Here is an 11,814-nt window from a genome sequence, read left to right as displayed (position 1 = left end):
TCTGATGGAAATGGAAGCCACGCAAGCACCTTAAAATCACCATCATACACTAAATCAGTAAGTTGGCAGCATTACCCCTGGAGTGAAACAAAGGCAGCTTATCGTTGTTTTTCAAACGATAAAGTCTCTGCTAATAAAATCATGACTCCTCACAAAGAAAATATCACTGAAAGAGCTCAGCAGTTTAAAAGAGTTTTAGTTTTACAGGATACAACAGAACTTAATTATTCTGGTCAGAAAGAAAAACAAGGAGTTGGTCCCAAAAAACATAAAGATGAAAGAAACTTATTTCTTCATCCTCAACTCGTCATCAGTGAGTCAGGTGTTTGCCTCGGTGTTTATGATGACTATCAGTGGTTCAGGGATGAATTAAAAACCAGTAAAAATACCCGACAAGAAATCTGCAATGATTTACTTCATAAAAAACATGTCAGTGAAAAAGAAACCTGGCGTTGGGTTGAAGGATATAATAAAGCAACAGAACTGGCTCGCCAATGCCCTGATACCCATGTATTGTCAATTTCTGATCGTGAAGGCGATTTTTATGACCTGTTTGAACGCGCAGCGCAGACTCCCGGAATAAAAGCTGACTGGCTTGTCAGAATGAAATTTAATAACAGAGCAACGCTGAATATTAATGGTAAACGGGATCATAGGTTGTTGCACGAAAGAATCATGGAGATTACACCGCAGCAACTGGTTGAATTCACTATACCTGATGGGCGGGGGCAGCAAGCCAGAACACTGCCTGACATGCTTTCATCAGACGCAGGTCCTCTCTCATATCCTCTGATTTACTCCAGTAAGGTGATGATCATATCTTTATTTGATAGTACGGTAATGCCAGATAAATACAGACACAATGGTAAATAATATAGTTGCAAATAATGCTGCCATAATCAGCGCGATTGCGACACCTGTTTTCGATACCAGCGGCACCAGCAAAGCGCACAGTCCATAGCCAAGTGTGTGACTGGTAGCGAGCCAGCCCGCGCCTGCGCCATCAGCCAGCTTATCATTCAGTAGAAGTTGATAAGCGGGTGTTGCCAGAGCTGCTCCAAATGACAGCACTGCACAGCCCGGGTAAAACAACCATAGCTGTTCGGAGAGCATGATAGCCAGACCACCACTCATCAACACTCCGGCACTCAGGAGCAGGGCCACCGGAGTCAGGCGCTGCGGACGGAGTACCCCGAACTGCGCGATAAGCGCAGCTACTGCGGACAGACCCAACAGCCAGGCCACCTGTTGGCTAATGGCGGTGGTATCCGTAGCGAACTGGCGAGTAAGGGCAGGCGAAAGTCCAAGCTGCATCATGCTCACCGCCGCAGCCAGTAATATTGCGCAAAGCAGATAAGGCAGACAATCCCGCTTCAGACTGACGCTCTTGCACTCCGGTGTGGGCTGTGGTGGTGTGCCGGGCAACCGCAGCAGCATCAGCAGCGCCAGCACTGGGGCTGCCATCAGCAGCCCCAGTGGCGCCAGAGGATGAATGGCCAGCATTGCTGCCGCGCACAGCGGCCCGAATAGCCTGCCGCAACTCAGGCCGGAGCTGATGGTTGCCAGAGCGGCCATGCGATTCCCTTCTCCAGCTCTCTGCAATGCCCAGACCTGACAGGCTGGCACCATTGCCGACACGGTCAGCCCGTAGGCGATCCGGGCGATGATTAATATTCCCAGTCCCACCGCTGTTGTTATGGCGCTGGTAGCCATCAGCACGCTTCCCAGCCCTAGCAGGGTAAAGCTTATGCCATATCCTCCCAGAGCCCACAACACCACAGGTTTACTGCCAGTACGGGAAATTTGCTTTCCCCACCACGGGGACGATGGCAGAAACAGCATTGAGCCAAGCATCAGCAGGGCAGCCCATACAGACAGACTCAGATTTGTCTGTATGACCAGAACAGGGAGCACAACCAGCAGACCGTTCTGTCCGATACCGAGAAGCCCGGCACTGAACGCAAGTGGCCAGCAGGACAGTGGTTTTTGGGGCGTATCTTCGATCCCTGGTGACATTATAATGTTTCAACTCCATGTATTAATTGTGTTTATTTGTAAAATTAATTTATCTGACAATAACATTTATTGTTGATAATGAGAATCATTATTGACATAATTGTTATTATTTTACTGTGTGGGAGCTGTTTGACTATGACCCTGCCCTCTGAAAAACCAGCCACAGATGTGGCTGCGCAGTGCTTCCTGAATGCACTGATTCGTGAAACCACAGACTGGAAACTGACAGAATACCCGCCAGACGAATTGCTCATCCCGCTGGATGAGCAGAAATCGCTCCATTTCAGAGTGGCTTATTTCTCCCCAACCCAGCATCACCGCTTTGCATTTCCTGCACGTCTGGTCACGGCATCAGGCAGTTATCCTGTCGACTTTACCACTCTCTCCCGGCTTATTATTGATAAGCTACGCCATCAACTGTTTCTGCCCGTTCCCCTCTGCGAAACTTTCCACCAGCGCGTGCTGGAAAGCCATGTCCATACGCAACAGGCAATTGATGCCCGTCATGACTGGGCCGCTCTGCGTGAAAAAGCGTTGAATTTTGGCGAGGCTGAGCAGGCGCTGCTGACAGGACACGCTTTCCACCCTGCGCCTAAGTCTCATGAACCGTTTAACCGGCGGGAGGCTGAACGCTACCTGCCTGATATGGCACCCCACTTCCCACTGCGGTGGTTTTCGGTGGATAAAACGCAAATCGCCGGTGAAAGTTTGCATCTCAACCTTCAACAGCGGCTGACGCGATTTGCCGCAGAGAATGCGCCTCAGTTACTCAACGAATTAAGTGACAACCAATGGCTGTTCCCGTTGCACCCGTGGCAGGGGGAATATCTTTTGCAGCAGGGGTGGTGCCAGGCACTTGTTGCTAAAGGGCTGATTAAAGACTTAGGTGAGGCCGGCACGTCGTGGCTGCCGACCACCTCTTCCCGTTCCCTCTACTGTGCCACCAGCCGCGATATGATCAAGTTCTCCCTGAGCGTACGGCTGACCAACTCCATCCGTACTCTGTCCGTGAAAGAAGTGAAGCGTGGGATGCGCCTGGCACGCCTGGCTCAAACCGACGGCTGGCAGATGCTACAGGTCCGCTTCCCGACTTTCCGGGTAATGCAGGAGGATGGCTGGGCCGGGCTGCTCGATCTTAACGGCAACATCATGCAGGAAAGTCTGTTTGCCCTGCGTGAAAATCTGCTGGTGGATCAGCCGAAAAGCCAGACTAACGTACTGGTCTCCCTGACTCAGGCCGCACCTGATGGCGGTGATTCGCTGCTGGTTTCGGCGGTAAAACGCCTGAGCGATCGCCTCGGTATCACTGTGCAACAGGCCGCCCATGCATGGGTTGATGCATACTGTCAGCAAGTGCTAAAGCCGCTGTTTACGGCTGAAGCGGATTACGGCCTGGTGCTGCTGGCGCATCAGCAAAATATTCTTGTCCAGATGCTTGGGGATCTGCCGGTCGGATTTATTTACCGTGACTGTCAGGGCAGCGCTTTTATGCCTCACGCGACAGACTGGCTCGATTCTATTGGCGAGGCGCAGGCGGAAAATATTTTCACCCATGAGCAGTTGCTGCGCTATTTCCCTTATTACCTGCTGGTTAACTCCACTTTTGCTGTGACCGCTGCGCTGGGGGCTGCCGGGCTGGACAGCGAATCGAATCTGATGGCTCGTGTACGAGCATCGCTGGCTGAAGTGCGTGATCAGGTGACTCATAAAACCTGTCTCAACTACGTGCTGGAAAGTCCGTACTGGAACGTAAAAGGTAACTTTTTCTGTTATCTGAACGATCATAACGAGAACACCATTGTTGACCCTTCGGTGATCTATTTCGATTTCGCTAACCCGCTGCAGGCTCAGGAGGTCTGAATGTCTGAGGCAAACATTATTCACAGCAGATATGGACTGCGCTGTGAAAAACTCGACAAGCCCCTGAATCTTGGCTGGGGACTGGACAATAGCGCGGTGTTGCACTGTCCCGGGGAGCTGCCGACAGGGTGGCTGTGCGATGCGCTGGATCAGATATTTATCGCCGCACCACAACTGTCAGCAGTGGCTCTCCCCTGGGCCGAATGGCGTGAGGAGCCACAGGCGCTGACGCTTTTTGGGCAGGTAAAAAGCGACATTATCCATCGTACTGCCTTCTGGCAGTTACCGTTATGGTTGAGTTCACCGGCAAACCGGGCCTCCGGTGAAATGGTTTTTGATGCAGAGCGTGAGATTTATTTCCCGCAGCGCCCACCCCGTCCACAGGGTGAGGTTTACCGCCGTTACGATCCACGTATTCGCAGGATGCTGAGTTTCCGCATTGCCGATCCCGTTTCTGATGCAGAACGTTTCACCCGCTGGATGAATGATCCGCGCGTTGAGTATTTCTGGGAGCAAAGTGGCTCACTGGAGGTACAGACCGCCTATCTGGAGCGCCAGCTCACCGGTAAACATGCATTCCCGCTGATTGGGTGCTTCGACGATCGGCCATTCAGCTATTTCGAAATCTACTGGGCGGCGGAAGACCGCATTGGTCGTCACTATTCGTGGCAGCCCTTTGACCGTGGCCTGCATCTGCTGGTTGGTGAACAGCAATGGCGCGGGGCCCACTATGTGCAAAGCTGGCTGCGCGGGCTGACACATTACCTGCTGCTGGATGAGCCCCGTACGCAGCGCACAGTACTGGAGCCACGCACCGATAACCAGCGCCTGTTCCGCCATCTTGAGCCTGCGGGATACCGGACAATTAAAGAGTTCGACTTCCCACATAAGCGCTCGCGCATGGTGATGGCGGATCGTCATCACTTCTTCACGGAGGTCGGTCTGTAATGAATCACAAGGACTGGGATTTTGTTAACCGTCGGCTGGTGGCAAAAATGTTGTCTGAGATGGAGTATGAGCAGGTTTTCCACGCGGAATCTCAGGGCGATGACCACTACTGCATTAACCTGCCGGGAGCACAATGGCGCTTCATCGCTGAACGTGGTATCTGGGGCTGGCTGTGGATTGATGCCCAAACGTTGCGCTGCACGGACGAACCAGTACTGGCGCAGACGCTGCTGATGCAGCTAAAGCCGGTGCTGTCAATGAGTGATGCCACTGTTGCAGAGCATATGCAGGATTTGTATGCCACGCTACTGGGCGACCTGCAACTGCTGAAGGCCCGTCGCGGACTGAGTGCCAGTGACCTGATTAATCTTGATGCCGATCGTCTGCAATGCCTGCTGAGCGGTCATCCTAAATTCGTTTTTAATAAAGGTCGCCGTGGCTGGGGCAAAGAGGCGCTGGAACGATATGCGCCAGAGTATACCAACACCTTCAGACTGCACTGGCTGGCGGTAAAACGTGAACATATGATCTGGCGCTGCGATAACGATCTGGATATTCAGCAGTTGTTGACTGCCGCAATGGATCCGCAGGAGTTTACACGCTTCAGTCAGGTCTGGCAGGAAAACGGGCTGGATCACAACTGGCTGCCGCTGCCGGTACATCCGTGGCAGTGGCAGCAAAAAATCGCCACAGACTTCATCGCTGATTTTGCCGAAGGCAGGATGGTGTCTCTCGGCGAGTTTGGCGACCAGTGGCTCGCCCAGCAGTCGCTGCGTACCCTGACCAACGCCAGCCGCCGGGGAGGGCTGGATATCAAGCTGCCGCTGACCATCTACAATACCTCATGCTACCGGGGGATCCCTGGCAGATATATCGCTGCCGGACCACTGGCTTCACGCTGGCTGCAACAGGTTTTTGCGACCGACGCCACCCTGGTGCAAAGCGGCGCAGTGATCCTTGGTGAACCGGCTGCAGGCTATGTGTCCCATGAAGGCTATGCCGCGCTTGCCCGGGCTCCCTATCGCTACCAGGAAATGCTTGGTGTTATCTGGCGGGAGAATCCGTGCCGCTGGCTGAAACCGGATGAAAGTCCTGTTCTGATGGCAACACTGATGGAGTGCGACGAAAACAATCAGCCGCTGGCAGGCGCATATATCGACCGCTCCGGACTGGACGCTGAAACCTGGCTTACGCAATTGTTCCGGGTGGTTGTGGTTCCGCTGTATCACCTGCTTTGCCGCTACGGTGTCGCGCTTATTGCACACGGACAAAATATAACGCTCGCCATGAAAGAGGGGGTACCACAGCGTGTTCTGCTGAAAGACTTCCAGGGCGATATGCGGCTGGTGAAAGAAGCGTTTCCCGAAATGGACTCTTTGCCTCAGGAGGTGCGTGATGTCACATCCCGTCTGAGTGCGGACTACTTAATCCATGATTTGCAGACGGGTCACTTCGTGACAGTACTGCGTTTTATTTCGCCACTGATGGTTCGTCTTGGCGTACCTGAAAGGCGATTTTATCAACTGCTGGCAGCAGTGTTGAGTGATTACATGAACAAACATCCACAAATGGCAGAGCGTTTTGCGCTTTTCTCACTCTTCAGGCCACAAATCATTCGCGTGGTGCTGAACCCGGTAAAACTGACCTGGCCGGACCTGGATGGCGGCAGTCGCATGCTGCCGAATTACCTTGAGAATCTGCAAAATCCGCTGTGGCTGGTAACTCAGGAATATGAATCATGAAAAAAAGTGTCGATTTTATTGGTGTCGGGACAGGGCCATTTAATCTCAGCATTGCTGCATTGTCACATCAGATCGAAGAACTGAACTGTCTCTTCTTTGACGAACATCCTCATTTTTCCTGGCATCCGGGTATGCTGGTACCGGATTGTCATATGCAGACCGTCTTTCTGAAAGATCTGGTCAGTGCAGTTGCACCTACAAATCCCTACAGCTTTGTTAACTATCTGGTGAAGCACAAAAAGTTCTATCGCTTCCTTACAAGCAGGCTACGTACAGTATCCCGTGAAGAGTTTTCTGACTATCTCCGCTGGGCTGCTGAAGATATGAATAACCTGTATTTCAGTCATACCGTTGAAAATATTGATTTCGACAAAAAAAGTCGATTGTTTCTGGTTCAGACCAGTCGGGGAGAATATTTTGCCCACAATATCTGCCTTGGTACAGGAAAACAACCTTATTTACCACCCTGTGTGAAGCATGTGACACAATCCTGTTTCCATGCCAGTGAAATGAATCTTCGTCGGCCGGACCTGAGTGGAAAACGGATAACCGTGGTTGGTGGAGGACAGAGTGGTGCAGACCTGTTCCTTAATGCATTACGCGGGGAATGGGGAGAAGCGGCGGAAATAAACTGGGTCTCACGGCGTAATAATTTTAACGCACTGGATGAGGCTGCTTTTGCTGATGAGTATTTTACACCTGAATATATTTCAGGCTTCTCCGGACTGAAGGAAGATATTCGCCATCAGTTACTGGATGAGCAGAAAATGACATCGGATGGCATCACTGCCGATTCTTTACTGACCATTTATCGTGAGTTGTACCACCGTTTTGAAGTTCTGAGAAAACCAAGAAATATCCGTCTGCTACCCAGTCGCTCGGTAACAACTCTGGAAAGTAGTGGTCCGGGCTGGAGGTTATTGATGGAACATCATCTGGATCAGGGCAGAGAGAGCCTGGAAAGTGATGTGGTGATTTTCGCCACAGGTTACCGTTCTGCATTGCCACAAATACTTCCCTCACTGATGCCCTTGATCACCATGCACGATAAGAACACCTTTAAAGTGCGTGATGACTTCACTCTGGAATGGAGTGGCCCGAAAGAAAATAACATCTTTGCGGTCAACGCCAGCATGCAAACTCATGGCATCGCCGAACCCCAGCTCAGCCTGATGGCCTGGCGATCTGCACGTATTCTTAATCGCGTACTGGGGCGTGATTTATTCGATCTCAGTATGCCGCCCGCACTGATTCAGTGGCGCAGCGGCAGCCGGAAAAAACCACAGCCGGAGGCTGCTTCTTTAACTCACTATACAGCAAATATTCAGGAATAACGATGATGCGCAAAAAGTATATGCCCCGGGCTCTTGGTCCGCTGCTTCTTGTCGTGCTGTCACCAGCTGTCGCCCAGCAAAACGATGATAATGAGATCATAGTGTCTGCCAGCCGCAGCAATCGAACTGTAGCGGAGATGGCGCAAACCACCTGGGTTATCGAAAATGCCGAACTGGAGCAGCAGATTCAGGGCGGTAAAGAGCTGAAAGACGCACTGGCTCAGTTAATCCCCGGCCTTGATGTCAGCAGCCAGAGTCGAACCAACTACGGTATGAACATGCGTGGCCGCCCGCTGGTTGTCCTGATTGACGGTGTGCGCCTCAACTCTTCACGTTCCGACAGCCGACAACTGGACTCTGTCGATCCTTTTAATATCGACCATATTGAAGTGATCTCCGGCGCGACGGCCCTGTACGGTGGCGGGAGTACCGGAGGGTTGATCAACATCGTGACCAAAAAAGGTCAGCCGGAAACCATGATGGAGTTTGAGGCTGGCACAAAAAGTGGCTTTAACAGCAGTAAAGATCACGATGAGCGCATTGCCGGTGCTGTCTCCGGCGGAAATGACCATATCTCCGGACGTCTTTCCGTGGCATATCAGAAATTTGGCGGCTGGTTTGACGGTAACGGCGATGCCACCCTGCTTGATAACACCCAGACCGGCCTGCAGCACTCCAATCGGCTGGACATCATGGGAACCGGTACGCTGAACATCGATGAATCCCGGCAGCTTCAACTGATAACGCAGTACTATAAAAGTCAGGGAGACGACAATTACGGGCTTAATCTCGGGAAAGGCTTTTCCGCCATCAGCGGGAGCAGCACACCATACGTCAGTAAGGGGCTGAATTCTGACCGCATTCCCGGCACTGAGCGGCATTTGATCAGCCTGCAGTACTCTGACAGTGATTTCCTGGGACAGGAACTGGTCGGTCAGGTTTACTACCGCGATGAGTCGTTGCGGTACTACCCGTTCCCGACGGTAAATGCGAATAAACAGGCGACGGCTTTCTCCTCGTCACAGCAGGATACCGACCAGTACGGCATGAAACTGACTCTGAACAGCCAACTGATGGACGGCTGGCAAATCACCTGGGGGCTGGATGCTGAGCATGAGCGCTTTACCTCCAACCAGATGTTCTTCGATCTGGCTCAGGCAAGTGCTTCCGGAGGGCTGAACAACCATAAGATTTACACCACCGGGCGCTATCCGTCATATGACATCACCAATCTGGCGGCCTTCCTGCAATCCAGCTATGACATTAATGATATTTTTACCGTTAGCGGTGGCGTACGCTATCAGTATACTGAGAACAGGGTAGATGATTTCATCGACTACACGCAGCAACAGAAGATTGCTACCGGGAAGGCGATATCTGCCGACGCCATTCCTGGTGGTTCGGTAGATTACGATAACTTTCTGTTCAATGCTGGTCTGCTGATGCACATCACCGAACGTCAGCAGGCATGGTTCAATTTTTCCCAGGGGGTGGCATTGCCGGATCCGGGGAAATATTATGGTCGCGGCATCTATGGTGCAGCAGTGAACGGCCATCTTCCCCTGACAAAGAGCGTGAACGTCAGCGACAGTAAGCTGGAAGGCGTGAAAGTCGATTCTTATGAACTGGGCTGGCGCTTTATCGGTGACAACCTGCGGACTCAAATCGCGGCATATTACTCGCTTTCCAATAAGAGCGTGGAAAGGAATAAAGATCTGACCATCAGTGTGAAGGACGACAGGCGCCGTATTTACGGCGTGGAAGGTGCGGTGGACTACCTGATCCCGGATACTGACTGGAGTACCGGTGTGAACTTCAATGTGCTGAAAACCGAGTCGAAAGTGAACGGTCAATGGCAAAAATATGACGTGAAGGAATCAAGTCCATCGAAAGCGACAGCTTACATTAACTGGGCGCCGGAACCGTGGAGTCTGCGTGTACAGAGCACCACTTCTTTCGACGTAAGCGATGCAGAGGGTAACGATATTAATGGTTACACTACCGTCGATTTTATCAGTAGTTGGCAGCTTCCGGTGGGAACACTCAGCTTCAGCGTTGAGAACCTCTTCGACCGTGACTATACCACTGTCTGGGGACAGCGTGCACCTCTGTACTACAGCCCGGGTTACGGCCCTGCTTCACTGTACGACTACAAAGGCCGGGGCCGAACCTTTGGTCTGAACTACTCAGTGCTGTTCTGACGGGGATGCTTTTGCAACAAGGGTATGCTGTAAACAACATGGTCCTTGGTGGCCATGTTGTTTACAGCCAGTATAATATACAGCCTTAACAAGATATTCCGTCTCCGGAATGGGCTGTTCACCACTGAATAACATTATGTCTGTTTTATGGATCTTTGACTGAAATTTATCGCATATCCTCATTTCATTGTCCGTCTGAAAACTAACCTTACAAGTAAGCGTCGTCTCAGCACCGTCTGGCAGATCCTGAAATTCCTGAGAGGATGATCTGCGCCCAATATCCTGAGCCGGAACTTTGCTGCAATGAAGGCCAACGAAAAATGGGGGAGTATGTTATAGAGTACTTGCTACAGGGTAAAAAGAGGTACCTGTCGCTGGTTCTCCGTTCAGTTTAACCGGGAGATTTTCTCCTGCGCCTGTCATAAAGTCCGGTAATGGAGATTGTTAATACGATGGTGCACGATGCATCGTCAGTGCCCGGCCCGGAGGATGCCCCGTAGCTACATACGGATCAGGGTTGGCAATATCGAATGGCAGGCTATAGGCAAAGTTAAAGCCCCATGGAGTAGCACAAAATATGCCGCACAAAGGAAACGGTCTGAATAACGCAGTGATGGAGAACTTCTTCGGCACACTGCAAAATCGCATCGTGGTCGATCGCTAATTCGTCGTGAATCACTGAACGATGTTCCATGCGAACAGATATTCGATCATATCGAAATATTAAACATTACCCCTCCCCACATTGGGCAAAAAAAAACAAAAAACGATCAATTAGTATTGATTCACATAATCTCTCATCATTAATGAGAACATTGTCACATATTTACAATATAGAACTGTTACTTTTAGCAAGCTGTTAGTAACCAACCGTTACTAATAATTTTAATTCTTAATACTTTGTTCATTCAATAAATGAGTTGAGAGAATATATGAATAAAATATACTCCCTTAAATATAGTGCTGCCACTGGCGGACTCATTGCTGTTTCTGAATTAGCGAAAAGAGTTTCTGGTAAAACAAACCGAAAACTTGTAGCAACAATGTTGTCTCTGGCTGTTGCAGGTACAGTAAATGCAGCAAATATTGATATATCAAATGTATGGGCGAGAGACTATCTTGATCTTGCACAAAATAAAGGTATTTTCCAGCCCGGAGCAACAGACGTAACAATCACTTTAAAAAACGGAGATAAATTCTCTTTCCATAATCTCTCAATTCCGGATTTTTCTGGTGCAGCAGCGAGTGGCGCAGCTACCGCAATAGGAGGTTCTTATAGTGTTACTGTTGCACATAACAAAAAGAACCCTCAGGCCGCAGAAACTCAGGTTTACGCTCAGTCTTCTTACAAGGTTGTTGACAGAAGAAATTCCAATGATTTTGAGATTCAGAGGTTAAATAAATTTGTTGTGGAAACAGTAGGTGCCACCCCGGCAGAGACCAACCCTACAACATATTCTGATGCATTAGAACGCTACGGTATAGTCACTTCTGACGGTTCAAAAAAAATCATAGGTTTTCGTGCTGGCTCTGGAGGAACATCATTTATTAATGGTGAATCCAAAATCTCAACAAATTCAGCATATAGCCATGACCTGTTAAGTGCTAGTCTATTTGAGGTCACCCAATGGGACTCATTGGATTTGCCCCTATATTTCCAGACATCTGTTATCACTTAACCCATTACAAGCCCGCTGCCGCAGATATTCCCGT

The 11,814-nt window shown here is 50.4% G+C and carries 8 protein-coding genes and 1 pseudogene; 7 read left to right on the top strand and 2 right to left on the bottom strand.

The genetic code is table 11. From position 1 onward, the window contains the following. A partial coding sequence (locus tag ABZJ92_RS17795; RefSeq protein ID WP_250543923.1) for a shiE occupies window positions 1-873 on the top strand: 873 nt, incomplete at its 5' end. Here ABZJ92_RS17795 and ABZJ92_RS17790 read toward each other — a convergent pair. Beyond that, window positions 823-2,016, bottom strand: a complete 1,194-nt coding sequence (locus tag ABZJ92_RS17790; RefSeq protein WP_000074477.1) for an MFS transporter — start codon at window positions 2,014-2,016, stop codon at window positions 823-825. The two genes, ABZJ92_RS17795 and ABZJ92_RS17790, sit on opposite strands and share 51 nt — an antisense overlap. 135 nt (window positions 2,017-2,151) lie before the next feature. On the opposite strand from ABZJ92_RS17790, the gene iucA reads away from it, so the two are divergent. From iucA to iutA, 5 genes are read left to right on the top strand one after another with little or no spacing between them, the layout of a single operon-like run. Beyond that, on the top strand, window positions 2,152-3,876 hold the full coding sequence (gene iucA, locus ABZJ92_RS17785; RefSeq protein WP_001403387.1) for an aerobactin synthase IucA: 1,725 nt from the start codon (window positions 2,152-2,154) through the stop codon (window positions 3,874-3,876). Further along, window positions 3,877-4,824, top strand: a complete 948-nt coding sequence (gene iucB / locus ABZJ92_RS17780; protein ID WP_001287501.1) for a N(6)-hydroxylysine O-acetyltransferase IucB — start codon at window positions 3,877-3,879, stop codon at window positions 4,822-4,824. It abuts the gene before it with no gap. Continuing rightward, window positions 4,824-6,566, top strand: a complete 1,743-nt coding sequence (gene iucC / locus ABZJ92_RS17775) for an NIS family aerobactin synthetase IucC (protein WP_001015713.1) — start codon at window positions 4,824-4,826, stop codon at window positions 6,564-6,566. The genes iucB and iucC overlap by 1 nt, the downstream gene beginning before the upstream one ends. Next, window positions 6,563-7,900, top strand: a complete 1,338-nt coding sequence (iucD, locus tag ABZJ92_RS17770; RefSeq protein WP_000750135.1) for an NADPH-dependent L-lysine N(6)-monooxygenase IucD — start codon at window positions 6,563-6,565, stop codon at window positions 7,898-7,900. Before iucC ends, iucD begins: the two co-directional genes overlap by 4 nt. Before the next feature lie 5 nt (window positions 7,901-7,905). After that, on the top strand, window positions 7,906-10,101 hold the full coding sequence (gene iutA, locus ABZJ92_RS17765) for a ferric aerobactin receptor IutA (RefSeq protein ID WP_011069568.1): 2,196 nt from the start codon (window positions 7,906-7,908) through the stop codon (window positions 10,099-10,101). Between the two features lie 550 nt (window positions 10,102-10,651). On the opposite strand, the gene ABZJ92_RS17760 is transcribed toward iutA, so the two are convergent. Continuing rightward, window positions 10,652-10,795 (bottom strand): hypothetical protein, encoded by a 144-nt coding sequence (locus ABZJ92_RS17760; protein WP_001421454.1) that lies wholly within the window; start codon window positions 10,793-10,795, stop codon window positions 10,652-10,654. 238 nt (window positions 10,796-11,033) lie between these two features. Here ABZJ92_RS17760 and ABZJ92_RS17755 point away from each other — a divergent pair. Next, window positions 11,034-11,756 (top strand): annotated as a pseudogene (locus ABZJ92_RS17755) (ESPR domain-containing protein); the annotation flags it as partial. Between the last annotated feature and the right edge of the window lie 58 nt (window positions 11,757-11,814).

It is taken from the genome of Shigella sp. FJ200513, from assembly GCF_040495915.1.
In the GTDB taxonomy this organism is placed as follows: domain Bacteria; phylum Pseudomonadota; class Gammaproteobacteria; order Enterobacterales; family Enterobacteriaceae; genus ECMA0423.
This window is presented reverse-complemented; position numbering and strand designations above follow the sequence as displayed.

Bases quoted from the DNA above. Each gene is read 5' to 3' on its own strand.
- ABZJ92_RS17790 (WP_000074477.1), bottom strand. From the start codon at position 2,016: ATGTCACCAGGGATCGAAGATACGCCCCAAAAACCACTGTCCTGCTGG.
- iucA (WP_001403387.1), top strand. From the start codon at position 2,152: ATGACCCTGCCCTCTGAAAAACCAGCCACAGATGTGGCTGCGCAGTGC.
- iucB (WP_001287501.1), top strand. From the start codon at position 3,877: ATGTCTGAGGCAAACATTATTCACAGCAGATATGGACTGCGCTGTGAA.
- iucC (WP_001015713.1), top strand. From the start codon at position 4,824: ATGAATCACAAGGACTGGGATTTTGTTAACCGTCGGCTGGTGGCAAAA.
- iucD (WP_000750135.1), top strand. From the start codon at position 6,563: ATGAAAAAAAGTGTCGATTTTATTGGTGTCGGGACAGGGCCATTTAAT.
- iutA (WP_011069568.1), top strand. From the start codon at position 7,906: ATGCGCAAAAAGTATATGCCCCGGGCTCTTGGTCCGCTGCTTCTTGTC.
- ABZJ92_RS17760 (WP_001421454.1), bottom strand. From the start codon at position 10,795: ATGGAACATCGTTCAGTGATTCACGACGAATTAGCGATCGACCACGAT.